The organism is Archangium sp. (assembly GCF_057119385.1).
Window position 1 is genome coordinate 69,689 of sequence record NZ_DBNGVP010000222.1, and the last position, 22,381, is coordinate 92,069.

Genomic DNA, 22,381 nt, shown 5'->3' on the forward strand with positions numbered 1-22,381 from the left:
ACTCAAGGAGGAGCGCATGCAGCTGCAGAAGCAGATGGAAGCCAAGGATGTGGCGGGAATCAACGGGTGCCCCACGTGCGCCTTCGAGATCACCGGTGACGGCTACATGGAGGGCGAGGTCGTCACGTGCGAGGGCTGCTCCGCCGAGCTCGAGGTGGTGGGCCTGAAGCCCCTCCGGTTCGCCGAGGCGCCCGAGGTCGAGGAGGACTGGGGCGAGTAGCCCCCTCCCCCCAGCGCCGTATTGGCGGATGGAGCCGCTCGGATCCCATGAAGAAGATCGATCTGATCTACACACGGTTGCGCACGGAAGAACGGATGATCCTCGAGGCGCTCCGCAAGCGGGACTGCGCGGTCGAGCTCCATCAGGACGCGGATCTCGTCCTTCCCCTGGATGCCGGGCGCTGGTCCGGGGGAAACGTCGTGCTGATGCGGAGCATGTCGCTCACGCGCTCCCGGTACCTGGCGGCCATCCTCGAGGTGAAGGGGGCGCGCGTGGTGAACAGCTCCCGGGCCATCACCACGTGCGGGGACAAGATCCTCACGACCCTGGCGCTGGCCGCGCAGGGGATTCCCATGCCGTGGTCGTTCGTGGGCTTCGAGGAGGAGGCCTGCCTCGCGGAGATCGAGCGCCGGGGCTACCCGGTGGTGACGAAGCCGGCGGTGGGCTCGTGGGGACGCATGGTGGCGCGCATCGACGGGCGCAGCGCGGCCGAGGGCCTCCTGCAGATGCGCTTCGACATGGGCAGCGCGCAGGACCACGTCGCGCTGGTGCAGCAGTACATCGACAAGCCGGGGTATGACCTGCGCGTCTACGTGCTGGGCCGGGCGGCCGGAGGCATCCGCCGGCGCTCGGAGCACTGGGTGACGAACACCGCGCGCGGCGCCGTGCCCGAGCGGTACGAGGTGCCCGAGTCGCACGCGAAGCTCGCCGAGCGCGCCGCGGCGGCCGTGGGGGCGGACATCGCGGCCGTGGACCTGCTCGAGACGCGCGGTGGGGAGATCCTCGTGAACGAGGTCAACCACTGCGTGGAGTTCGCCCGGAGCATCGAGTCCACCCGCATTCCGCTGCCGGAGTTGATCGCGGACTACGCCGCCGGGGTGCACCCATGACGCGCGTGGCCGTGCTGGGCGCCTCGGGCTACACGGGGGGCGAGGTGCTGCGGCTGCTCCTGGCCCACCCGGGCGTGGAAGTCGTCCAGGCCACCTCCGGGCAGTTCGCCGGCAAGCGCCTCGACTTCCCCCACCCGAGCCTCCGGGGCATGAGCGCGCTGCGCTTCGTCCCGCACGAGGCGCTGGAGCCGTGTGATCTGCTCGTGAGCTGCCTGCCCCAGGGAGGGCTCCTCCAGCGCTGGGCCCAGGTGCGCGAGCTCGCGGGCCGGATCGTCGATCTCAGCGCGGACTTCCGGTTGGACCCGGTGGACCACTCACGCTGGTACGCGAAGCACCCGCGGCCCGAGGACGCGCCGCGCTTCGTCTACGCGCTCCCCGAGTGGACCGCCCAGGAGCTGCCCGAGGCCCGGTATGTCGCCATCCCCGGCTGCATGGCGCACGCCGCGCTCCTGGGCATCCTCCCGCTGGTGCGCGCGGGGCTGGTGAAGCCGGAGCTCGTCGTGGACGCGAAGACGGGCTCTTCTGGCGGTGGCGCTACGCCGGACCGCGCGTCCCACCACCCCGAGCGCGCCTCCGCCCTCCGCTGCTACCGGCCCGTGGGGCACCGGCACACGGGGGAGATCGAGAACGTCGTCGAGCGGCTCACCCGGACGCGCCCCAGCGTGCACTTCAGCGCCACGGCCGTGCCGAGCGTGCGCGGCATCCTCGCGACGGTGCACGGCTTCGCCGCCCGGCCCCTCGACGAGAACGAGCCCTTGCGCGCCATCGCGATGGCCTACCGCGAGAAACCCTTCGTGCGGCTCATCCGGCCGAACACGAGCGCCTCGCCCTTCCCCGAGCCGGGCCCCCTGCAGGGGACGAACTACTGCGACCTGGCCGTGGACGTGGACACGGAGCGGCAGCGGATCGTCGTGAACGTGGCGATCGACAACCTGGTGAAGGGCGCGGCGGGAACGGCCGTCCACGCCATCAACCTGATGCTCGGGAGACCCGAGACCGAGGGCCTCGGCTTCCGCGGCCTGCATCCCATCTGAAACACAGGGGAAGAACACATGAGCACGAATGAAACCGCGGGGACCGAGCTGTCCCCCGGGAGGGCTTTCGCCGCGGCGGTCGTCTCCCAGGGCACGAAGGCGTCCGTGGAGTTCTCCACGACGATCACCGACTCGTTCCCGGGCTTCAAGCGCCGCCCCCGCATCGCGGTGCGCGGCCTCTTCAAGGTCGTGAAGACGGAGCAGCCCCAGGTCAAGTACTGGTACGAGACGCGCCCCCAGTCCGCCCTCACCGAGCAGGTCATCGACGCGCAGCTGCGGCAGGAGGCCACGTTCGAGTTCCACTCGGACAGGACGGAGCTGAAGCCGACCACGGCGTGGGTGCAGATCGATCCCGCCCTGCTGGATGATCCCGAGGCGCTCGCGACGTTCATCGACTACCGGCTGCTGGTGCGCCTGTGCACGGCGGAGAACCAGGCGCTCGCCCGCGGCCCCGGTGGCGAGCGCGTGCGCGGACTGCTGGAGACCCCGGGCGTGACCCGGCTCGCGGCGCGCGAGACCCCGGTGGCCTCGCTGCTGGCGGCGTGCAATCGCGTCGAGCAGGTGGGCGGCTCGGCCGACGGCATCCTGATGAACCCGGAGGACTACTACCGCTACTTCGTGGGCCAGGGCAGCCTGCTGAAGGACCTCGCGGACATGGGCGTGCGCATCGCCCGCGCGCGCATGGTGAACCCGGGCACCATCATCGTCGGGGACTACACCGCCGCCGCCACCATCTTCGACAGCGGCCGCTCCGTCATCCGCTTCGCCGAGCCCCCCAAGGGCATCTTCCCGCGCGAGGGGCTCGCCGTGTGCGGGGAGATCCAAGAGGCCCTGGTGGTCCACCTGCCCACGCACTTCTACGTCGCGGCGCTGGCCTGACGGCGGTTGGAACGGGGAGCGCGCGTGTCTCGAAATTCACTGAAGGTTCTCTACATCACCGGCTGGTGCCGCAACGGCAGCACCATCATCGGCAACGTGCTCAACGAGGTGGAGGGCTTCTTCCACACCGGTGAGCTCAGCTTCCTGTGGAAGAATGCCTACGGCAACGGCTCCAACACCTCCTGTGGCTGCGGTGAGGCGCTGACGAGCTGTGGCATCTGGTCCCGGGTGCTCCAGGAGGAGACGCCTCCGGGCCAGGATCCCGCCGGCCATGCCCGCGAGGTCGTGAAGCGCCAGACGAAGGCCGTCCGGACGCGGCACACGTGGAACATCCTCCGGGAGGGCACCCGCTCGGAGGCGGTCCGCGAGTACGCCGCCACGCTGAGCCGGACGTACCGCGCCATCGCGAAGGCCACCGGCAGCCACACCCTGGTGGACAGCGGCAAGCTCCCGTCCGAGGCGGCACTCCTTCCGCACGTGGAAGGCATCACGCCCTATTACCTCTACCTGGTGAGGGATCCCCGCGCCGCCGCGCACTCGTGGACGAAGACGAAGCAGTACGTCGTCCCCATGTCCACGTTCCGCAGCACCTCGTATTGGGTCGGGTTCAACCTCGCCTCCGAGGCCGTCATCCGGCGCTACCCCGAGCGCTCGTTCTTCCTCCGCTACGAGGACTTCATCGCGAATCCAGCCAGCGGGGTGGACGGGCTGCTCGGGATGCTCGGCGAGGAGGGCGCGGTCAATCCGGTGAAGGGGCGGACGGTGCAGCTGGGCGGCAACCACACCGTCACCGGCAATCCGGATCGCTTCCGCGCCGGGACCACGCTCCTGCGCCCGGAGGACGACGCGTGGCGGAAGGAGCTGCCCTCCCGGGCGAGGGCCCTCACCGAGGCGCTCTCCTGGCCGCTGATGGCCCGCTACGGCTACTACCAACCGCCGCGCACCCACGCCCGCGCGAGCGAGGGCTCCGTGACGGCGAACAACGACACCCGGGAGGACGTCCGTGGAACTGGGACTGGCAGGTAGGGTCGCGCTCATCGCGGGAGGCTCGAGTGGGCTCGGGCTGGCCGTCGCCGAGGAGCTGGCGAAGGAGGGGGCCCATGTCGCCATCGGCGCGAGGGACCCGGAGAAGCTCGGCCGGGCCGAGCGCCGGTTGAAGGAAATGGGCCGGGGCCGGGTGCTCGCGACGGAAGTGGACCTGAAGAACCCCGATGCCGTCCGCCGCTGGGTCGAGGACGTGGCGGGCCGCATGGGAGCACTCCACATCGCGGTGACGAACAGCGGCGGACCTCCTCCGGGCCCGGCGACGAAGTTCGGACTCGAGGCGTACCGGGAGGCCGTGGACGCGGTGCTGCTGCCCCCCATCGGCCTGGCGCTGGCCGCCCTCCCCCACATGAAGCAGGCCCGGTGGGGACGGCTGCTCTTCATCACCTCCGAGACGGTGGTCCGGCCCGTGGCGCGGTTCGCCCTCTCGGGCTTCTCGCGGCTCGGCATCGTCGGGTTCGCGTCCGCGCTCGTGCAGGAGCTGGGGGACTGCGGCGTCACCGTCAACGTGCTCGCCCCCGGCTACACCCGCACGCCCCCCGTCGAGCGCACCGCCGGCACCGAGGGAGACGTGGACGCCGGGCTGCGCGCCATGGCCGCCCACATCCCCATGCGCCGGGTGGGCCTCCCCGAGGAGTTCGCCGCCGCCGCCGCGTTCCTGGCGAGCGAGCGGGCCTCGTTCATCACCGGGACCGTGCAGCTCGTCGATGGTGGCGCGAGTGTGATCGGATGAGCCGCGGGCCCATCGTGGTGAAGATCGGCGGCGCCCCGGGGGTGGACCTCGAGAACGTCTGCGATGACGTCGCGGAGCTCGTCCGCCAGGGCGAGCGCGTCCTCGTGGTGAATGGAGGCTCGGACGCTGGAGAGCGGCTGTTGAAGCTCCACTCGCTCGAGCGCCCCGAGGTGACCACGCCCAGTGGCAACGTGGTGCGCCTCACGAACGCGGCCACCCTGCGCATCCTGATGATGGCGTGGGTGGGCGAGGTGAACAAACGCATCGTCCTGGCGCTCGGGGAGCGCGGCATCTCCGGGCTCGGGCTGTGCGGCGCGGATGGGCGGGTGCTCATCGCCCGGCGGCGGCCTCCGTTGAAGATCCACGACAACGGGCGGCTCCGGATCGACCGGGAGCACCTGGCCGGGGAGCTCACGGCGGTGAACACGGGCCTGCTGGGCACGCTGCTGGAGCTGGGCCACGTGCCCGTCCTCTGCCCTCCCGCGGTCACGGAGGACGGTGTGCTGGTGAACGCCGATGCGGATCAGGTCGCCGCGTCGGTGGCCACGGCGATGGGGGCCCGGGCCTTCGTCATGCTGTCGAACGTGCCGGGGCTGCTGGAGAACCCGAACGAGCCGCTGACGCTCGTGCGGCACAGCGACGACGTGGAGGGCTGCATGCAACTGGCGGCCGGACGCATGCGGTACAAGCTGGACGCCGCGCGCAAGGCGCTCCAGGGCGGAGTCCCCTCCGTCTATGTGAGCTCCTCCCGCGTGCCCCGCCCCGTGTTCGTCGCCCTCACCGAGGAGTCCGGCACGAAGTTCACCCTCCCCCGGAAGGACGCGGCCAATGCGGGCACGTGAGAAGTCGATCGAGTTCCTCAAGTGGATGGTGGAGCAGTACAGCCCCAGCCACCACGAGCACGCCTTCTCCCGTGCCCTGGCCGGGCAACTGGAGCGCCGCGGCTGGCGGGCCCACACGGACGAGGTGGGCAACACCATCGCCAGCCTGGGCGAGGGCGATACGTGCATCGCGCTGCTCGGCCACATCGACACGGTGCCCGGAGAGGTGCCGGTGCGCATCGAGGACGGGCGGCTCTTCGGGCGCGGGACGGTGGATGCCAAGGGGGCGATTGGCGCCTTCATCGAGGCCGTGGAGCTGCTCGAGGAGAGCGAGCGCGCCGGGAAGAAGTTCCTGCTGCTCGGGTGCGTCGAGGAGGAGGTGGCCATCACGCGCGGCGCGTTCCACGTCCGCGAGCGCTACCGCCCGGACTTCGTCATCAACGGAGAGCCGAGCGGGGCCCACGCGGTCACCATCGGGTACAAGGGGCTCGTCCGGGCCGAGCTCGAGTACCGGGCGAGCCGGCGCCACACGGCGAGCCGGGAGTACCGCGCCGCCGCCGAGCACGTCGTCGAGTCCTGGAACCAGCTGCGCGCGGACTGTGACGCGTGGAACCGGGAGCGGCCGCTCTTCGAGCAGAACCTGCCCTCGCTGACCTCGTTCCAGACGGGCGCGACGGACACCGAGGAGTGGGCGCGGGCCAGCGTGAACATCCGCACCGGCCCGTCCAGCGATGGCGAGCGCCTGCTGGCGCTCCTGGGCGGCGTTCCCGGCGTCACCGTGAATGCCCTCTCGAACAAGGGCGCGGTGAGCACGGATGGGAACGACGCGCTCTCGCGGATGTTCAAGCGCGTCATCCGCGAGCGGGGGGCTCGTCCGACGCTCCGGCTGAAGACGGGGACGTCGGACTGGAACACCGTGGCGGCGGCGTGGCAGGTGCCCACGCTCGCCTACGGCCCCGGCGACTCCTCCCTGGACCACACGCCGCACGAGCACATCGGGCTCGACGAGTACGAGGAGGGCGTCGCGGTGCTCGCTCGCGTGCTGGCGCTGCTGCCCACGAAGCCGCTGGGGTGAGGGGTGTGACGGCGTGCACACGTGGGCTGTTCGTGCCGTCACAGCCGCCCGGCGGCCTTCCGGGCAGAGTCGTTCGCATGTCCCACGTCACGAACACCGAAGTCATCCTCCCCCACTCCCTGTCCGCCGAGGCGCGGCGCCAGCTCATCGACTCCCTCTACGCCGTCCACCGGCGGATCTTCGATGGCGTGGGCCGGGAGTCCTTCGCCCGCTACGTGGTCGAGTCCCAGGCCGAGCACACGTGGCTGCTGCTCCACAAGAACGAGGCGGGAGAGGTGGTCGGCTACTTCGCCCTGCACCTCTTCGAGAAGCAGCTGGGCGACGAGCCCCTGGCGGTGTTCCGCGCGGAAGCGGGCCTGCTCAGGGAGTACCGGGGCGGCAACGTCAACGCGCGTTTCTGGATGGAGCGGGTGATCCACCATGTGCTGACGCACCCGGGCCGGCGCGTGTTCTACATGGGCTCGCTGGTGCACCCGTCCAGCTACTGGCTGTTCGCCCGGCACTGCGGCGAGGTGTGGCCACGGAGAGACCAGGAGACGCCCCCGGAGCTGCTGGCCTTCATGGACACGCTGGCCACGGAGTTCGGCCTGGAGAAGGTGCACCCGGCGCGGCCGCTGGTGCGGAAGGTGGGCTGGCGGACACGTGAGACGGAGGTGGAGCGCGAGTATTGGGCGCACTGTGACAAGCCCGAGGTGCGCTACTTCGTCGAGGCCAACCCCGGGTATGGCGAGGGGCACGGGCTGGTGACACTGGTGCCCATCACCCTGGGGAACCTGCGGAGCATGGCGCGGTCACTGCTGACGAAGCGGCTGCGCCAGTCCTTGGAGCAGCTGGCGGCTAGGGTGCAGCGCACGCGCCTCGGGGCCCGCCTGATCGCCTCGCGGGTGGTCCAGCAGCTGCGCCGGGTACCGTCCCTGGCCCACCTGGACGAAGGCACCCTGCGCGGCCTGGCAAGGCGAGCGGAGCGCCTCGTGCTGCCCGCGGGCCGGTACGTCTTCCACGCGGGGAGCGCCTGCGACGAGCTGTACGTGCTGGAGCGGGGCGCGGTCTACGTGCTGGCCGAAGGCGAGAAGCTCGTGGACGAGCTCGGCAGCGGCACGGTGTTCGGGGAGGGAGCGCTGCTCACGGGCGAGCGCCGCTCGGCGTCCATCCGCACGGCGACGGCGTCGACGCTGGTGCGCATTCCGCGCTCGGCGGTGCTGCCCCTGCTGGAGGGGGATGCGCGTCTGCGGGAGGGAATGTGGAAGACGCTCGCCGAGCGGCGCTTCGATGACCTGGTGCGCGGGAGCGAGCGGTACGGGCAGCTCGGGCGCAAGGACCGGCTCGCCCTGCTCCGGGAAGGAGAGCACCGCGAGCTGGCACCGAGGGAGCAGCACGAGCTCGAGGCGGGCACCTGGCTGTTCGTGCTCTCGGGCACGGTGGAGGTCGAGCACGAGGGGATGGAGATGACCCAGAGGGGTTCCACGTTCCTGGAGGCACGGCAGCCGCTGCGGATGAAGGCCCGGGAGACCACGCGGTTCGTGCTCCTGAAGCAGGAAGCGGCACGGCGGAACGAGGAGACCTCGCTCGTGTACCTCGCGGCGGCGTAGGACGGACCCGGCCCACCGTGCAACACCTCTTGAACCTACACCCGATGAACCTGAACCGCGCTCCGACCAGAAGGGGCATGGTGAACTGTTGAGTTACACTGGGCGCTCTCGCGAGGATCTCGGTTCTCAGCCTTAGCGGAGATGGCATGCCATGGGACACCCCACCGTCGATAACGAGACGCCGTTCGCCTTCGACATCATGAGCCTCGTGGATGAGGACGGGAGGCCCCTGCTGCTCTTAGTGGTAAAGGCTACCTATTCCATCGGCGACACGAGGCTGCGGCTCGCCGAGGAGCAGTTCCCAGTGAACTGGAGCGGCGAGTCCTGGGGTGAACCCGGCGAATCCAGCTACAAGTACGAGCCGGAGGGAGCCTTCATCAAGCCGGCCACGGATGTGGCACTCATCGGCCACGCACACGCACCACAGCGGGGTACTACCGAGACAGTGGTCGCCCTCCAGAGTAGGCCCGCTGAAAAAGGTCGTGCGCGTGGTGGGCGAGCGCACCTGGTTCCGCAGCATGGGCCGAGTGGGCATGACGAAGCCGCTGCCCTTCGAGACAATGCCCCTCGCCTGGGAGCGGGCCTTCGGTGGTTGGGACCGGACGGATTCGGGCAAGCCCGCCTTCGAGCCGCACAACCCGGTGGGTACCGGATTCCGTGCCAGCGCGCGCCATTTCGAGGAAGGATTGAAACTGCCCAACCTGGAGGATCCGGCGGAACCGCTGCGCGACTTCGGGCAGAAGGTCACGCCAGCGAACTTCGGATTTATCTCGCCCCACTGGCAGCCAAGGGCGAAGTACGCGGGCACCTACGACGAAGCCTGGAACAAGACGCGCAAGCCACTACTGCCGAAGGACTTCGACCAACGCTTCTTCAATGCCGCAGCACCAGGCCTCATCGCCCCTGGCTACCTCCAAGGCAACGAGGCCGTGGTCGTTGCTGGCGCCTCTCCAAGAGGTCGGCTCACCTTTCCACTCCCTGGCCAAGCAGCCCCCAGGGTCACCGTAGCCCTGACCAGCTCCGGGGACGTGAAGCCCGAGATGCGCCTGGACACCGTCATCCTCGACACGGACGCGGAGCACGTCCTGCTCCTATGGCGCGGGCATGTGGTGCTCAGTGACGGTATGCATGATGTGCGCGACTTACGCGTCACTGCTGAGGGTGTTTCTCGACTGAAGACAGCCTGAGAGTGCAGACTCATTTCCAGCTTTCCTGAATTGGTTCTGGCTCGCCGCCCACTTGACTCCTTGAGCGGGCCTGTGTTCGCGCTACGTGGATTCGGCGTGGTAATCTCTTCCCTCTTGGAGGTGGACATGCCCGTCAACACTGGTGTCAACAAGATGTCCGTTGTGACCAAGGACAGTGGTGGCGTCACCACCGCGTTCCCGGACGTGTGCAAGACGCCCAGTCCGGCCGGGCCCGTGCCCATCCCTTACCCCAACGTGGCGCAATCCTCGGACACCGCGAAGGGCACCAAGAAGGTATCCGTGGCAGGCAACCCGGTGTGCGTGAAGGACTCGAACTTCAGCACCAGCACGGGTGATGAGGCAGGCACGGCCGGGGGCGGCGTGGCCTCCAGTAAAACCAAGGGCAAGGCCGAGTTCGTCAACTTCTCCTTCGACGTGAAGTTCGAGGGTAAGAACGTAGCGCGCGCCTTCGACCTCATGCTTCACAACGACAAGAACACGCCTCCCTTCCCGGTCATGCAGGGACCCATCATCGCCATGGGGAGTGGTGACACGAAGCCCAAGTGTCTCTGCTGCGAAGAGGACGTCTAGGCAGGTTGCCGGGAACGCGCTGATGCTCTCCATGGAAGCCCACCGCAGCACCGGCGCGTCCTCCGCGCCGCACGATGCCTCACCCCGAATGGACATGGCGCGGGACTTCCTCTCGGATGCCGCCTTCTTCTGGGTGCAGCGCGAGCAGGGACTGGTAGCTCCCGACTACACCCTTCAGGAGCTCCTGGAAGGCCCCGAGCAGCGGCTACTCGCCTGCCTTGACGCACTGGTGCTGGGTGGACCGACAGTCCATCGGAAGTTACTGCGGCCCGCCCTGGCTTCGGAGGAACTGGAGACAGTCGCCTGCGCATGCTCCGCCCTCCTCATGCAGGGCGGAGCGGAAGGGCTCGATGCCGTGCTCACCACGCTCTGTGTCGACGTGGAGCCGACGAGCCAGGGGGCGGCACGAGCCCTGGAACTCACCCGCCGCGTGGACGCGGTGTCTCGGCTGCACGCGCTCCTGAAGGATGACACTCCCGTAGTCCAGACCCGTGTGCTTGATATCCTCACGCAGTGGGAGACGGATCCCGCTCAAGACCTGGACGGGCTCCTCGCCGCGAGCGATGCACCGCTGGCCTGCGCGGTGCTGCGCGCCGCCCGCCGCTTTCCCGCGCGGCTGAGGGTCTCCTCGCTCGATCGCGCCCTCGGCTCGGACGTGCCGGAGGTGCGCAACACGGCGCTGGAGACAGCCTTTCTGCTGGGGCACCCCGGCGCGTGGAGCACCTGTGTCGAGGCCGTCCGCCGCCGGGGGCCGGGTTGGGGTGGGCCTGCGGCGCTGCTCGCGCTGGGCGGCGACCTCCAGGACGTCAACCTCCTCCTCCAGGCGCTGCCGGAACCAGCGCTGCGGCGGGACGCGCTCTGGGCCCTGGGGCTTAGCGGGCGCGTTGCCGCCGTGGGGCCGCTGCTTGAGGCCATGCGAGACGAGGCCGTCGCGCCCTTGGCTGCGGAGTCCTTCTGCGCCATCACCGGCCTGGCTCTCACCGGTGACCTTTCGGTGCCTCGCGAAGCCTGGACGCCGGATGCTCCCGAGGAGGAGGAACCTACGCCGCTCGGACCCGAGGCCGAACTCCCCCTCCCCGAGCCCCAGAGGGTGGAGAGCTGGTGGAAGCAGGCCCAGAGTCACTTCCCACCCCAGGGGCGCTACCTCGCCGGGAAACCCTTCGGGGCCGAGCCACTCCTCGAGGCCCTCACCGCTGGACCCATGCGCAGACGCGCGACGCTGGCGCTGGAACTGGCCGTGCGCACCCAGGGTGCCTGGCAGCTTTCCACCGGGACTTGGGCGCTGCGGCAATGGAAGGTGCTACAGTCCATGGGGCCTGCGGTACGTGGGAGGCTGGCCCTGGGCTCCTTCCGCGCGCTGCCGCGTACCCTCGCCGTCCCGGAGGCGTTGCCGATGAAGGACGAGCCGCTCTTTCCGCCGGTGTTCCGCCAGCGCCCTCCGCCTCCGGGTGCGCTCGCGGTGACAGGGCTGGGGCTGGTGTCGTCCCTGGGGGATGGTGTGGTGGGCAGTTGCGCGGCTGCACGGGTGGGCGTGGCCCGGCCGGGGGCGCTGGAGGGCACTTCGATCGTTGACGAGGACTCGGGCGAGGAGTTGCCGATAACGGGGCATGCCATCCCCCACCTCACGCAGGGCTTCAGCGGCGTGGGACGGCTGGTGCGGCTGGGCGTGGCGGCCCTGACGGACCTCGTACACCAGACCGGACTGACCGCGGGACCGCGTACCGGCCTCTTTCTCAACTTGCCGAGCGGCTTCCTCCTCGCCGCCGCGGAGCGTCATGCGCGTGAGGCCGCGAAGCGGGAGGCGGTCGCCTCCGGGCAAGAAGAGGACTCCGGGGAGGCAGAAGTCTCCGAAGAGGAGCCCCTGCTCGCGGAGGTACTGCGAGAGCAGTACTCACGGACGCTGCTGCCGCGGCTGCTCGCTCAGGCCGCCTTGCCGGGCGGTGTCTCGCAGGAGGAGCTCTTCTTCGGTGACTCCCCTGGCTTCGTCACCGCCTTGCGCGCGGCGGAGCGCGCGCTCAGGTCGGGCGCGGTGGAGCGATGCATCGTGGGCGGCATCGACAGCCTCGTCGAGCCAGAGTGGTTGGACGCGCTGGAGGAACTGCGGCTGCTGAAGACGCCCAATCGGCCAGTGGGACTGATGCCCGGAGAGTGTGCAGCCTTCGTGCTGGTGGAGAAGGCGAACGCGGCGGCCCTCCGAGGCGCATCTGTCCACGCGCACATCGACGCGATGGCCTCCGCCTCCGAGCCGACCCACATGTTCTCCGGCCAGACCCACCTGGGCGTCGCGCTGACGTCGGTGCTCGCTGAGGTGCTCGGGAGCCTGGAGGATCGAGGGCGGGAGACGGGCCTTGTCTTCGCAGACCTCGACGGCACGATGCAGCGGGCCCAGGACTGGGGCTACGCCCAGGTGAGGCTGGAGGGCTTCCCGCTGAGGGAACTGCCCACGTGGTACCCTGCGGACGCGTGGGGCGGCGTGGGCGCGGCAACGGGAGCCTTGGCCGTCTGCATGGCGTCACGAAGCTTCGCGCGGGGCCATGCACCGGCGTCCGGAATCCTGGCGTGGCTCTGGGGGTGGGCGGGGGAGCGGACTGCGCTTCACGTACGGGCGCCCACGGCGCGGTGAGGTGGAACGTCAGCGCCGGGCCAGGCCCGGCATCATCCGGTACTCAGGCTGCGTGCTCAGGCCGCGCTCCTCGGCCAGCCGCAGCAGGGCCAGTCCCTCGATGAAGACGTGGCGCTCGGTGTGGAAGCGTTGGGGATGGAGGGGTGGGCCTGCGTTCCGGAACTCTGCGTCGCGCTCGACGAGCAGATCCTCCAGGGCGGCATCGAATGCCTCCTGGTCCCGGTTGGAGAGCGACTCACACACGGCTAGCCGCGGGGAGCCACTGTCGCCGGAGCATTTCTGGAAGGCCGCGAGAGCCCGCTCCTCACCCGGGGACGGGGTCTTCGCGCCCGCGAGCAGGTGCTCGCGAAGGAAGTCGGCGTAGCGGAAGTCGTCCTCGAACTCCTCGTCCGCCACCCAGCGGTGCGGGGAATGCTGGGCGATGTCGCGGGCGAGGCCTATCTCACCAGCGGCGAGCGCGTCGAACAGGGGTTCCACCCGGCTGGCGCAGCGGAACCGGCTCGGCGCCGCCGGCTCCGGACTGCAGAGCAGCAACTCCCGGCGCGCCGTCGCGGACAGGCGCAGGTCATGGCGGAACGCCGGGACGTCGCCCTCCGCCAGCAACGCGCCGATGGCGGCAATGCGGCGATAGGTGGAGAGCCGGGTCAGCAGCTCCTCGCGCTGGAGAGACGTGAGAGGCTGGCGAAGGCCGTCCTCCAGCTCCTCGACCGCCGTGAGCGCGTTCTCGCGAATGACATCCATCTGGGGCATGGGGTGTCGCCTGTCCTCCGCGGACGCGGAGCGTCTACGAGCTGGCCCGCTTGCGGAACTCGGAGCCGTAATCGTCCAGATCCTGGAAGAACATCCCGGTGCAGTCCTCGTCCAGGATGGTCTGCCCCAGGTCTTCCCGGACGAGGATGAGCCGGGACCTCTCCGCCAGCCGGAAGAGCTTCGTGTCCTTGGGGATCTTCTTTTCCTGGAGCACCAGCCGACGGAAACGGTGCACCTGATCCTTGCTGATGGGGTCCATCGTGAAGTCGGACTTCTTGGCATCCATGCAGGCCACGGTGCCCAGCACGTTGGCGATGAAGTAGGGCGCGTCCAGCACCTTCTTGCGCGGTGTGCGCACACGCACCGGCAGGAACTCGATGGTGCCCTTTGCCGTCTCCCTGTCCAGGATGCCCTTGAGCTTCTCGGACACCACGAGCAGGGCGTAGCTATTGGGGATGCTGTCCGTCAGCTTGCTGCCCCGCTCCTTCGACAGGTCGAAGATGAGTCCCTCCGGAAACCAATCCTTGCAGGGCACTCCCTCATTCAGCAGATAGCCCTTTCCATCCAGTTCTTCCTTCCGGTACGAGTCCAGCCACGCGAAGGACTCGTCCTCGTCGTCATTCACCCAGGGGTAGTAGCTCACCGAAACAGGCTCCTCGTTCAGGGCTTCTTGCTCTTCGTGAGGCCCTTCTTCTTGGCGGCGGGCTTCTCGAACTTGTTGATGGGGATGGGACCGGCGGCCACCAGCATGTCCCAGTAGTCCTCCTGGAGCTTCATCAGCTTGTTCTTGAGATCCTCGGGAGGGTTCCACTCCTTGTGCTTCTTGTCCTTCGCCAGAGCCCTGTCCAGAGCGTTCTTGACATCATGCATATCCGCTTTGACCTGCTCGGAATAGTCCGGATGGCTGCCCTGGTGAAACGGCAGAAGATGGAACGCCGTGTCTTTCTCCCTGGCGGGGAGGAAGATGATGTTCTCCCCGTTGTTGATGTTGTAATCCACCCCCTGGAGCATCCGGAGTTGGTTGCTGTTGAAGAACTTGTCGGAGAACGCCTCTTCCGGAAGCATGTGGTGCCCCTGGTTGACATACGGGGACTGGCCGATCTGGAAGTTGTTCCCATACGTGAAGGTATAGCGCCGCGCGTGGGCCTTGCTGCCTGCCTTCACTCCCTTGTCACGGGCGCGCGTACCACGCGCCTGGAGCACGCCCTGGATGACATCGAGGTCTGCGTAGACGCTCTTTCGACCCCCATTGCCCTTGATGTGCTTGTGGCCCTTGTCCCGGTAGTCGCGAGAGCGCTTGAGCCGTGCCTTCAGTTTGCCCCCGCCAGAGAGGTGCTGTCCCATGCGTGCCTCCGTAGGACTCAGTTCAACTCGATTTTACCACCACGGATGAGTTGGAGCCCGGAAGCGCGGCTCTCCACCCGGACGCCCCGCAGGAGGATGGTGCCGTCCCTGCGCAGCGTGATGCTCGCCTCGCCCACCTGAAGAACGAGCTCCCGCTGCGCGCCCAGTACCAAGCGTTCCTCCGGCGCGGAGTTTTTTGCCCTGGCTGCCGTGGCAGGCGCGGGTTCAGCGGGTGCGGGAGTCTCGGGCCCCCCGGGCCGGGTCGCCTCCTCCAGGAGTTGGTCCAGCAGCGAAGGAGTATCAGAGTCCTGCGCCATGGCGACAAGCAGGGGCCGCGCCGGATCACCCTCCTCGAAGAGCAGTACGGCCTGCCGCTGCTCCCCTGCGGCCTCGCGGAGCTGTGCCACGTCGAGCGCTACGAAACTCCGAGCCGGAACCGCCCCGGGACAGCCGTCGAACTGCACCAAGGGCAGGCCCTCCAGGCTCACGCCGACAAGTCGACCGACGCGCGCTCCGAGGATGGGTTGCTGCGACTCGGAACGGGCGACCTTGTCAGGAGTGCTGCAATCGTCAGGTGAAGACATGGGAAACCTCAGCGACACGGTGGAGCCCATTGTCTCAATAGCCGGGCTGGATGACGAGCCGCCACCTGAGCGGCTGTGTAGCAGTTGCTGCCAACATCCTCGTGCCCCCCCTGTCGCCCCCCTCTCTGTACACGAGCCTGCCGCGATGGCAGCAGCGAGAGAAGAGCCGAAGGAAGAATGAGAGAACGCAGTATTCCCGCCTTACGGCATGACGGGACGAATTGTCCGATGCGCCGCGTCCTACCGTGCTCGATGGTGGCCGCGATGCGCGTCAGCGGCACGCCCCCGTCCACCGGACGCATCTCGGTGCCACACTCGGCGGCCCAGGTGACGAAGGAGTGGCGCAGCTCGCCCATACGTAGCGGCTCCAGTCCCACGGACTTCGCCGCGCGCCTCACCACCTGTCGAATCCACCAGTCCGCCGGAGCCGAGCCCCTGGCCCGGAGGCGCATGGCCGCCGCGAGGGCATGGGCATCCACGAACTGGACGTGGACCCGCCCCGGGCGGTGGTGAGCACCGCCTCCTCCTCGCGGAGCCAGGAGCAGAACGCCTTGATGGCCGCGATCCGGTGCCGCCTGGCCGGGATGTCCCCCGCTTCCGCGTCGAACCAGCCGTTGAGTGCCTGCTTGAGGTCCTGGAGACGAAGCTGCCGCAGGTCCTTCCCGTAGAGCACCTCGGCCCACTGGGCGAGGTAGTGGAGGACGTTCTTCCGGTGCCGCTCGGTGCGACCCTGGCTCTTCAGGTAGCCGAGGAACCTCTCCACGGTGGGAAGGTCCAGGAGGACCGGCGCGTTGCCCGGTGTGGTCTCCTCAGCGGCCTTGGCCTCCTGGGCACGGGCCACGTAGGCGGCCGGGTCCCTCCGGAAGAGCGCCAGTTCGGCGAGCGCATCCTTCTCGTTGCCCGCCGAGAGCCTTGTGGTATAGAGCCGCCCGTGGACCTGCTTTTCGAGGACCTACACGGTGTCGCCCTGCTTGTTCACGTAGGTGCGTAAGTCAGTACGAAGTTGCGCATCGACTGGAGGGGCGGTAGAAAGCAGTCGAAGTTCCGCAGTAAAAGCAGCCGGTTGCACCATTTGGCCAGGTAGCTCACCTGGTTAGAGCGGCGGTCTCATAATCCGCAGGTAGTCGGTTCAAGTCCGACCCTGGCCAAGGCTCCGTCTCCGGGTTCACTCGGAGACGGGGCTTTTTTTCTGCCCGCTCCCCCGTGAACTCCGGCCGACGTGAGAGGTCCCCCTCTCGTCCATGTCGTCCGACTTCGACTCCGACTCCCGCCCCGCGGCCCCCGGCCCCGAGACGCCCCACCTCCACGAGGAGCGCCTGCGTCTGGCCGTCGAGGCCACCGGCCTGGGCACCTGGGACCTCGATCCCCTCACCGGCACCCTGCTCTGGGACGAGCGCTGCAAGGCCCTCTTCGGCGTCCCCCCGGATTCCTCCCCCCTCGACTACGACACCTTCCTCTCCCTCGTGCACCCCGAGGACCGCGAGCACGTCCACCAGGTCGTCCAGCGGGCCCTGGCTCCCTCCGGCAGCGGCTCCTACCGGCTCGACTACCGCTCCGTGAGCCCTCGGGACGGCACCATCCGGTGGCTGTCCACCTCCGGCCGGGCCCTCTTCGACTCGACGGGCCGCGCGGTGCGCTTCCTCGGCACCGTGCTCGACATCACCGAGCGCGTCCTCGAGCGCGAGGCCGCCGAGCGCGAGAAGCACCGCGTCGCCACCCTCCTGGAGAACATCTCCGAGTCCTTCGAGGCCTTCGACCGCGACTGGCGCTTCATCTACGTCAACCGCGAGGCCGAGCGGCTCCTGGGCAGGCCTCGCGAGGAGCTGCTCGGCCGCTCCCACTGGGAGGTCTACCCCGACCTCGTGGGCACCCCCGTGGAGCACCACTTCCGCCGCGCCGCCGCCGAGCGCATCCCCCTCTCCTTCGAGAACCACTACGCCCCCTGGGATCGCTGGTTCGAGATCCACGTCTACCCCACCGACGAAGGCATCGCCGTCCTCTTCCAGGATGTCACCGGCCGCAAGCGCCGCGACGAGGAGCGCGAGCGGCTGCTGCGAGAGCAGACCCACCTGCGCGAACAGGCCGAGCAGGCCCTGCGCGAGCGCCAGCGCGCGGTGGAGGTGCTGGAGCACGGCGAGGCCCTCGTCGTCCTCGACAAGGACTTCCGCATCGTCCTCGTGAACGAGCACCAGGAGCGCCTCTCCCGCACGCGGCGCGAGGACACGCTCGGACGGAACATCTGGGAGGTGTTCCCCCCGCTCGCCCACCCCGGCTCCAGCTACCGGCGCGCGTTCCGCCAGGTCATGGAGCAGCACGTGCCGGTGCAGTTCGAGGAGTACTACCCGCCCCTGGACCTCTGGGTGGGCATGAGCGTCCATCCCACCAGCGAGGGGGGACTCGCCGTCTTCTTCCGGGACATCACCGAGCGCAAGCGCGCCGAGCAGTTCCGCGAGCGGCTCATGGGCATCGTCAGCCATGATCTGCGCAGCCCCCTCCACGGCATCTCCCTCACCACCGAGCAGCTGTTGCGCCACGAGGACGTCTCCAGGACCGTGCTCGCCGGGGTGCAGCGCATCGCCCGGAGCGCCGAGCGCATGGCGCGGATGATCACCGACCTGCTCGACTTCACCCGCGCCCGGCTCGGTGGCGGCATTCCCCTGCAACGCCGGCCCTGTCAGCTCGTGGACCTGGTGCGCGCCACGCTCGAGGAGCTCGAGGTGCAGCACCCCGGCCGCACCGTGCTCTCCCATGCGCCCGGCCCGTACACCGGGGAGTGGGACCCGGACCGGCTCACCCAGGTCGTCTCCAACCTCGTGGACAATGCGCTCCAGCACGGCGCCCGCGACACGCCGGTGGAGGTGCGCCTGGGCCACGAGGACGCCACGTTCGTCCTCACCGTGCACAACCAGGGGCCTCCCATCCCCGAGGCCCTGCTGCCCCATGTCTTCGATCCCTTCCGCCGCGCCAACCACCCCTCGCGGCAGGGACTCGGACTGGGCCTCTACATCGTGCAGCAGCTCGTCCTCGCCCACGGCGGCTCCATCACCGTGAGCTCCCAGGTGGACTCGGGCACCACCTTCACCGTGCGCCTGCCCCGCCACGCTCCCACGCCCTGACGCGGGCACGGGCCCACCGCCTCGGGCGCGTCAAGCATTCGTGCCGCCGGGGTGGTTTTTTTGACGGCTTCCCCGCCTGCCCTCCTAATGCGCCCACAGGCCGGTAGTGGCCTGTAGCAGCCCCGAGGAGGTAGTTCCGATGCAGGATGCCAGCGCCAGCCCGATGAGCTCCGAGGTCACCCCGGCCTCCGCCGACTCGAACGGCCCCGATGCCGCCGAGGCCGTGGTCTCCACCCACGTGCTCGTCCCCATCGAGCAGGTCCACAAGCTGCGCGAGCTCGCCCGCCGCACCCGCATCCACCAGAGCGAGTACCTGCGCGAGGCCGTGGAGGATCTGCTCGCCAAGTACGGCAAGGCCCACTCCGGGGGCGAGCTGTGAGGACGGCCCTGCCCCTCCAGGCCCGCACTCCCGCCCTCTCCCGCGAGAAGGCTCCTCCTGCCGTGGACACCCGCGGCTTCGGCACCCGCGGCTCCTCCGAGCGCCCCCCCTCCATCCGCGAGGCCATCATCCGCTGGCTCAACGAGGAGCTGTGACGGGACGGGGGTGCTTCACGGTGGGGGAACCCGGGGCACTCGATACCCTCACCCCGTCCCTCTCCCGAGGGGAGAGGGGAAATGGGCGGAGTGGAGTGGGGCAAGTGGCTCAGGCGGACGGTAACGAGGCCTGCTGCCCTTCCTTGTCCAGCTTGCCGGCCAGCTCCTTGAAGGACAGGTGCCCCAGCGACATCAGCACCACCCCGAAGCCCACCTGCTGCACCGTCTGGCACAGCCACAGCACGTTCGCGTACGCCATCCCGTCCCCGTTCACCACCGAGGCCGGCAGGAAGAGCGACAGCCCCACGCTGATCGCCGCCTGGAACGTGCCCACCATCCCCGGGGCCGCCGGAATCATCACGCCCACCACCAGCACCGACATCACCACGTACGCCTGGAACAGCGTCAGGCTCGTCGGGCCGAACGCCCTCGACAGCAACGCCATCCCCGCCCCGTTCAGCCCCCAGTACACCACCGTGTACAGGAAGAAGAGCCCCATCTGGCGCCGGTCCGGCAACTGCCGCATCGCCCCCACGAAGGTGTCCACGATGTCCGCCATCTTGTGCGCCACGCCCGGCGCCACCCGGCCCACCGTGGAGCGCACCAGCCCCACCGCCGTCGCCTGGTGCTTCAGCGCGAAGAGCAGGAACAGCAGCCCGCCGCCGAACACCGCGAACATCAGGTTCGCCCCCAGCTTCACGTAGCGGACCTCGGGCACCTCCGCCGGCACGAAGAAGAGCAGCACCCGCATCAGCACCGCGATGGACATGCCGTCCGTGATGCGCTCGAGCACCACCGACGTCATCGCCGCGCTCCGGCGGATGGAGCTGCGCTGCGCGATGAGCAACGGCCGCGCGAACTCGCCCAACCGGAACGGCAGCACCAGCAACATCATGAAGCCGATGCCCGACGCCTCGTTCAGTTGGCGGAACGGCACCCGCTCCATGCCCGACAGCAGGCAGCCCCACCGCAGCGTCCGCGACAGGTGCACCAGCGTCAGGATGACGAAGTACGGCAACACCCACAGGTAGTTGGCCGACTTCAGGCTGGCCATCTGCGAGTCCCAGTTCGTGTGCCGGAAGGCCCACCAGGAGCAGACGAGGGTGACGAGCAGGCTGGCGATCAGTTTGACGGCGCGATTCACGTCGGCCCGTATACCCTCACCCCACCCCGGACTCCAGGGGTTCCCCCGCCAGCAAGCGGCCCGGCGAGGTGGCCATCAGCCGCGTGAAGGCCCGCTCCCCCACCCTGCTCCGCAGCTCCCCCAGCGCCTTTCCCACCCACTCCCGCGCGCCCACCGGCCCGTGCAGATCCGTCGCCCCCAGGGCGTACAGCCCCTCCTCCAGGAAGCTCCGCGCCAGCTTCCTCGCCGTCCCCCCGTACCGCCCCGTCAGCGCCCCCACGTCCAGCTGCAGCAGCGCCCCGGCCCGCCCCGCCTCCGCCGCCCGGCCCGGACGCTCGAACTCCAGGCTCCGCTCCGGGTGCGCCAGCACCGGCGTCACCCCCTTCAGGCGGATGCGGAAGAGGATGTCCGTCAACGTGGGCACCGGTGAGGTGTAGGGCAGCTCCACCAGCACGTACCGCCCCGCCCCCAGCAGCCGCGCCTCCGGCGTGCCCAGCCCCCGGAGGAAGGCCTCATCCAGGAAGTTCTCCGCGTTCGTCCCCAGCGCCAGCTTCACCCCCGCGCGCGCCAGCGCCTCGCGCAGCTCCGCCAGCCGCTCCTCCACCACCTGCCGCGCGTGCGAGGGGTACTCGGGCCGTGCGTGCGGGCTGGGCGCCACCGTGGTGAAGCCCAGGTCCACCAGCGCCCGCGCCATCTCCACCGCGTCCTCCAACGTGCGCGCCCCGTCATCCACCCCCGGCACCAGGTGGCAGTGCAGGTCGCACAGCCCGCTCACGCGTCGCCGCCCCGCTCCGGATGCTGCTCGGCCGGCAGCTCGTCCTCCTGCTCGTCCGCCTGCCGGTCCGGCACCCGGTACTCCTCTCCCAGCCAGCGCCCCAGGTCCACCATGCGGCAGCGCTTGGAGCAGAAAGGAAACGCCGGGTTCTCGGCTCGCGGGGCGACCGGCTTCCGGCAGACGGAACACTCTTTGAGGTTCATGGACACGCCGTACTCATAAACCCCGGTGCCCGCTCGGGCCAGCGCGTTCACGGCCCCCTCCCCGCCAGCCAGGGCGCTCCCTCCAGGAAGGTGTCCAGCCCCTGATGCAGACCGGGCGCGCGCTGGGACGCGTCGAGCTGCCCGGTGCTCGAGGACTCCAGGTAGTCGCCCCAGAACACCTCGAAGAGCTTGCGGGTGGGGGGCCGGGAGCATCCGTGCTTGACTGCCCCGGTTCAACGACCTCCCAGGTGCTCTCCCATGCAGGTGCTCCGCATCACCCGTCCCGGCGGTCCCGAGGTGCTCGACTTCGAGGAGCGTCCCGCCCCCACTCCCGGCCCCTCGGATCTCCTCGTGCGCGTGCGCGCCACCGCGCTCAACCGCGCCGATCTCCTGCAGATCCGCGGCGGCTACCCCGCCCCTCCCGGCGTCCCCTCCGACGTCCCCGGCCTCGAGTATGCCGGCGAGGTGATCGCCACCGGCCCGCTCGCCCGCCGCTTCAAGCCCGGTGACCGCGTGATGGGGCTCGTGGGCGGAGGTGCCTTCGCCGAGCAGCTCATCACCCACGAGCGCGAGGCCCTCCCCCTGCCGGAAAACCTCGACTTCGCCCCGGCCGCCGCGCTCCCCGAGGCCTACCTCACCGCCTTCGACGCGCTCGTGCTCCAGGGCGGCCTGCGCATGGGCGAGTCCGTGCTCATCCATGCCGTCGCCAGCGGCGTGGGCTCCGCCGCCGCGCAGATCTGCCGCGCCCTCGGGGCCCGGAGCCTGGGGACGGGGCGCAACGCGGAGAAGCTCTCCCGCGCCCCCGCCTGGGGCGTGGAGAAGACGGTGCTGTGTGAGGCCCCTCCCCGCTTCGCGGAGGCCATCCGGGAAGCCACCGGGGGACGCGGGGTGGACCTGGCGTTGGAGCTCGTCGGCGGGGACTACCTCCCGGAGACGCTCCGGGCCATGGCGCCCCAGGGCCGCGTCCTGCTCGTGGGGCTCGTCGCCGGCCGGCAGGCGCCCGTGGACCTGGACGTCCTCCTCACCCGGCGGCTGCGCGTCACCGGCACCGTGCTCCGCAGCCGGCCTCCCGAGGAGAAGATGGCGCTCGCCCAGGCCGCCGAGCGCAGCCTGCTTCCCCTCTTCCGCGCCGGGACGCTCACCCCCGTGGTCGACGCCGTCTACCCCATGCGCGAGGCCCGTGAGGCCCTCGCCCGCATGGCCAGCAACGACACCGTGGGCAAGCTCGTCCTCCGCTGGGAGTGACGCGGCGCCCGGGCCTCAAGC

25 protein-coding genes, 1 tRNA gene and 1 pseudogene are annotated in these 22,381 nt (G+C 69.6%); 18 read left to right on the forward strand and 9 right to left on the reverse strand.

The window, feature by feature from the left end; all coding sequences use genetic code 11:
* Positions 1-16: 16 nt before the first annotated feature.
* The 13 genes and pseudogenes from lysW (at position 17) to AC16DP_RS50510 (ending at position 12,686) form a co-directional block, all read left to right on the forward strand.
* A complete protein-coding gene (gene lysW / locus AC16DP_RS50450) occupies positions 17-220 on the forward strand; it encodes a lysine biosynthesis protein LysW (protein WP_329734402.1) in 204 nt (67 codons plus the stop codon).
* Between the two features lie 47 nt (positions 221-267).
* Positions 268-1,110: a RimK family alpha-L-glutamate ligase gene (locus tag AC16DP_RS50455; protein ID WP_329734401.1), complete on the forward strand. Its 843-nt coding sequence runs from the start codon at positions 268-270 to the stop codon at positions 1,108-1,110.
* The gene (gene argC, locus AC16DP_RS50460; RefSeq protein WP_329734400.1) at positions 1,107-2,144 is read left to right on the forward strand and encodes an N-acetyl-gamma-glutamyl-phosphate reductase; all 1,038 of its coding nucleotides are present in this window, start codon (positions 1,107-1,109) and stop codon (positions 2,142-2,144) included. The genes AC16DP_RS50455 and argC overlap by 4 nt, the downstream gene beginning before the upstream one ends.
* A gap of 18 nt (positions 2,145-2,162) precedes the next feature.
* Positions 2,163-3,023: a family 3 encapsulin nanocompartment shell protein gene (locus AC16DP_RS50465; protein ID WP_329734399.1), complete on the forward strand. Its 861-nt coding sequence runs from the start codon at positions 2,163-2,165 to the stop codon at positions 3,021-3,023.
* Between the two features lie 24 nt (positions 3,024-3,047).
* Positions 3,048-4,049 carry a sulfotransferase gene (locus AC16DP_RS50470; RefSeq protein ID WP_329734398.1) on the forward strand — a complete coding sequence of 334 codons (1,002 nt, stop codon included), beginning with the start codon at positions 3,048-3,050 and terminating at the stop codon, positions 4,047-4,049.
* Positions 4,027-4,800, forward strand: coding sequence for an SDR family oxidoreductase (locus tag AC16DP_RS50475; RefSeq protein ID WP_329734397.1), 774 nt, complete (start codon positions 4,027-4,029; stop codon positions 4,798-4,800). The genes AC16DP_RS50470 and AC16DP_RS50475 overlap by 23 nt, the downstream gene beginning before the upstream one ends.
* Positions 4,797-5,642, forward strand: coding sequence for a [LysW]-aminoadipate kinase (locus tag AC16DP_RS50480; protein WP_329734396.1), 846 nt, complete (start codon positions 4,797-4,799; stop codon positions 5,640-5,642). The genes AC16DP_RS50475 and AC16DP_RS50480 overlap by 4 nt, the downstream gene beginning before the upstream one ends.
* Positions 5,629-6,696, forward strand: coding sequence for a M20/M25/M40 family metallo-hydrolase (locus AC16DP_RS50485; RefSeq protein ID WP_329734395.1), 1,068 nt, complete (start codon positions 5,629-5,631; stop codon positions 6,694-6,696). Before AC16DP_RS50480 ends, AC16DP_RS50485 begins: the two co-directional genes overlap by 14 nt.
* A gap of 77 nt (positions 6,697-6,773) precedes the next feature.
* Entirely contained in the window at positions 6,774-8,285 is a 1,512-nt protein-coding gene (locus AC16DP_RS50490) for a cyclic nucleotide-binding domain-containing protein (protein ID WP_329734394.1), read from the forward strand.
* Between the two features lie 199 nt (positions 8,286-8,484).
* Positions 8,485-8,682, forward strand: a pseudogene (locus tag AC16DP_RS50495) (DUF2169 domain-containing protein); the annotation flags it as partial.
* A 121-nt stretch (positions 8,683-8,803) separates the two neighbouring features.
* Positions 8,804-9,472 (forward strand): DUF2169 family type VI secretion system accessory protein, encoded by a 669-nt coding sequence (locus AC16DP_RS50500; protein ID WP_483957120.1) that lies wholly within the window; start codon positions 8,804-8,806, stop codon positions 9,470-9,472.
* Positions 9,473-9,598: 126 nt separating this feature from the next.
* The gene (locus AC16DP_RS50505; protein WP_329734392.1) at positions 9,599-10,063 is read left to right on the forward strand and encodes a DUF4150 domain-containing protein; all 465 of its coding nucleotides are present in this window, start codon (positions 9,599-9,601) and stop codon (positions 10,061-10,063) included.
* Positions 10,064-10,085: 22 nt separating this feature from the next.
* Positions 10,086-12,686, forward strand: coding sequence for a TIGR02270 family protein (locus tag AC16DP_RS50510; protein WP_329734391.1), 2,601 nt, complete (start codon positions 10,086-10,088; stop codon positions 12,684-12,686).
* Positions 12,687-12,695: 9 nt separating this feature from the next.
* Here the strand turns inward: AC16DP_RS50510 and AC16DP_RS50515 are convergent, their stop codons facing one another.
* The 5 genes from AC16DP_RS50515 to AC16DP_RS50535 all read right to left on the reverse strand — a co-directional run bounded on the left by AC16DP_RS50515 (position 12,696) and on the right by AC16DP_RS50535 (position 16,205).
* The gene (locus AC16DP_RS50515) at positions 12,696-13,436 is read right to left on the reverse strand and encodes an Imm49 family immunity protein (protein ID WP_329734390.1); all 741 of its coding nucleotides are present in this window, start codon (positions 13,434-13,436) and stop codon (positions 12,696-12,698) included.
* Between the two features lie 34 nt (positions 13,437-13,470).
* On the reverse strand, positions 13,471-14,079 hold the full coding sequence (locus tag AC16DP_RS50520) for an imm11 family protein (protein WP_329734389.1): 609 nt from the start codon (positions 14,077-14,079) through the stop codon (positions 13,471-13,473).
* Positions 14,080-14,096: 17 nt separating this feature from the next.
* The gene (locus AC16DP_RS50525) at positions 14,097-14,780 is read right to left on the reverse strand and encodes an AHH domain-containing protein (protein WP_329734388.1); all 684 of its coding nucleotides are present in this window, start codon (positions 14,778-14,780) and stop codon (positions 14,097-14,099) included.
* Between the two features lie 17 nt (positions 14,781-14,797).
* Positions 14,798-15,364, reverse strand: a complete 567-nt coding sequence (locus AC16DP_RS50530) for a DUF6484 domain-containing protein (RefSeq protein WP_329734387.1) — start codon at positions 15,362-15,364, stop codon at positions 14,798-14,800.
* A 394-nt stretch (positions 15,365-15,758) separates the two neighbouring features.
* Positions 15,759-16,205, reverse strand: a complete 447-nt coding sequence (locus AC16DP_RS50535) for a hypothetical protein (RefSeq protein ID WP_329734386.1) — start codon at positions 16,203-16,205, stop codon at positions 15,759-15,761.
* A gap of 233 nt (positions 16,206-16,438) precedes the next feature.
* Here AC16DP_RS50535 and AC16DP_RS50540 point away from each other — a divergent pair.
* From AC16DP_RS50540 to AC16DP_RS50555, 4 genes are all read left to right on the forward strand, one after another.
* A tRNA-Ile gene (locus tag AC16DP_RS50540) sits at positions 16,439-16,512 on the forward strand.
* Positions 16,513-16,605: 93 nt separating this feature from the next.
* Entirely contained in the window at positions 16,606-18,480 is a 1,875-nt protein-coding gene (locus tag AC16DP_RS50545; RefSeq protein ID WP_329734385.1) for a PAS domain-containing sensor histidine kinase, read from the forward strand.
* Between the two features lie 139 nt (positions 18,481-18,619).
* Positions 18,620-18,859, forward strand: a complete 240-nt coding sequence (locus AC16DP_RS50550; RefSeq protein WP_329734384.1) for a ribbon-helix-helix domain-containing protein — start codon at positions 18,620-18,622, stop codon at positions 18,857-18,859.
* Complete coding sequence (locus AC16DP_RS50555; RefSeq protein WP_329734383.1) at positions 18,856-19,014, forward strand: hypothetical protein; 159 nt, start codon at positions 18,856-18,858, stop codon at positions 19,012-19,014. Before AC16DP_RS50550 ends, AC16DP_RS50555 begins: the two co-directional genes overlap by 4 nt.
* A gap of 109 nt (positions 19,015-19,123) precedes the next feature.
* Here the strand turns inward: AC16DP_RS50555 and AC16DP_RS50560 are convergent, their stop codons facing one another.
* From AC16DP_RS50560 to AC16DP_RS50575, 4 genes are read right to left on the reverse strand one after another with little or no spacing between them, the layout of a single operon-like run.
* Complete coding sequence (locus tag AC16DP_RS50560) at positions 19,124-20,158, reverse strand: lysylphosphatidylglycerol synthase transmembrane domain-containing protein (protein ID WP_329734382.1); 1,035 nt, start codon at positions 20,156-20,158, stop codon at positions 19,124-19,126.
* A 16-nt stretch (positions 20,159-20,174) separates the two neighbouring features.
* Positions 20,175-20,912 carry a tyrosine-protein phosphatase gene (locus tag AC16DP_RS50565; protein ID WP_329734381.1) on the reverse strand — a complete coding sequence of 246 codons (738 nt, stop codon included), beginning with the start codon at positions 20,910-20,912 and terminating at the stop codon, positions 20,175-20,177.
* On the reverse strand, positions 20,909-21,115 hold the full coding sequence (locus AC16DP_RS50570) for a DNA gyrase inhibitor YacG (protein WP_329734523.1): 207 nt from the start codon (positions 21,113-21,115) through the stop codon (positions 20,909-20,911). The genes AC16DP_RS50565 and AC16DP_RS50570 overlap by 4 nt, the downstream gene beginning before the upstream one ends.
* Positions 21,116-21,162: 47 nt before the next feature.
* Positions 21,163-21,294 carry a hypothetical protein gene (locus AC16DP_RS50575; protein ID WP_329734380.1) on the reverse strand — a complete coding sequence of 44 codons (132 nt, stop codon included), beginning with the start codon at positions 21,292-21,294 and terminating at the stop codon, positions 21,163-21,165.
* A gap of 79 nt (positions 21,295-21,373) precedes the next feature.
* Between AC16DP_RS50575 and AC16DP_RS50580 the strand changes: the two genes are divergently transcribed.
* A complete protein-coding gene (locus AC16DP_RS50580) occupies positions 21,374-22,360 on the forward strand; it encodes an NAD(P)H-quinone oxidoreductase (RefSeq protein WP_329734379.1) in 987 nt (328 codons plus the stop codon).
* The last annotated feature ends 21 nt before the right edge of the window (positions 22,361-22,381 follow it).

What these genes read in the sequence shown, in the direction of transcription:
- lysW (WP_329734402.1), top strand. Translation starts at nt 17, where the DNA reads ATGCAGCTGCAGAAGCAGATGGAAGCCAAGGATGTGGCGGGAATCAAC.
- AC16DP_RS50455 (WP_329734401.1), top strand. Translation starts at nt 268, where the DNA reads ATGAAGAAGATCGATCTGATCTACACACGGTTGCGCACGGAAGAACGG.
- argC (WP_329734400.1), top strand. Translation starts at nt 1,107, where the DNA reads ATGACGCGCGTGGCCGTGCTGGGCGCCTCGGGCTACACGGGGGGCGAG.
- AC16DP_RS50465 (WP_329734399.1), top strand. Translation starts at nt 2,163, where the DNA reads ATGAGCACGAATGAAACCGCGGGGACCGAGCTGTCCCCCGGGAGGGCT.
- AC16DP_RS50480 (WP_329734396.1), top strand. Translation starts at nt 4,797, where the DNA reads ATGAGCCGCGGGCCCATCGTGGTGAAGATCGGCGGCGCCCCGGGGGTG.
- AC16DP_RS50485 (WP_329734395.1), top strand. Translation starts at nt 5,629, where the DNA reads ATGCGGGCACGTGAGAAGTCGATCGAGTTCCTCAAGTGGATGGTGGAG.
- AC16DP_RS50490 (WP_329734394.1), top strand. Translation starts at nt 6,774, where the DNA reads ATGTCCCACGTCACGAACACCGAAGTCATCCTCCCCCACTCCCTGTCC.
- AC16DP_RS50500 (WP_483957120.1), top strand. Translation starts at nt 8,804, where the DNA reads ATGGGCCGAGTGGGCATGACGAAGCCGCTGCCCTTCGAGACAATGCCC.
- AC16DP_RS50505 (WP_329734392.1), top strand. Translation starts at nt 9,599, where the DNA reads ATGCCCGTCAACACTGGTGTCAACAAGATGTCCGTTGTGACCAAGGAC.
- AC16DP_RS50510 (WP_329734391.1), top strand. Translation starts at nt 10,086, where the DNA reads ATGCTCTCCATGGAAGCCCACCGCAGCACCGGCGCGTCCTCCGCGCCG.
- AC16DP_RS50515 (WP_329734390.1), bottom strand. Translation starts at nt 13,436, where the DNA reads ATGCCCCAGATGGATGTCATTCGCGAGAACGCGCTCACGGCGGTCGAG.
- AC16DP_RS50525 (WP_329734388.1), bottom strand. Translation starts at nt 14,780, where the DNA reads ATGGGACAGCACCTCTCTGGCGGGGGCAAACTGAAGGCACGGCTCAAG.
- AC16DP_RS50530 (WP_329734387.1), bottom strand. Translation starts at nt 15,364, where the DNA reads ATGTCTTCACCTGACGATTGCAGCACTCCTGACAAGGTCGCCCGTTCC.
- AC16DP_RS50545 (WP_329734385.1), top strand. Translation starts at nt 16,606, where the DNA reads ATGTCGTCCGACTTCGACTCCGACTCCCGCCCCGCGGCCCCCGGCCCC.
- AC16DP_RS50550 (WP_329734384.1), top strand. Translation starts at nt 18,620, where the DNA reads ATGCAGGATGCCAGCGCCAGCCCGATGAGCTCCGAGGTCACCCCGGCC.
- AC16DP_RS50570 (WP_329734523.1), bottom strand. Translation starts at nt 21,115, where the DNA reads ATGAACCTCAAAGAGTGTTCCGTCTGCCGGAAGCCGGTCGCCCCGCGA.
- AC16DP_RS50580 (WP_329734379.1), top strand. Translation starts at nt 21,374, where the DNA reads ATGCAGGTGCTCCGCATCACCCGTCCCGGCGGTCCCGAGGTGCTCGAC.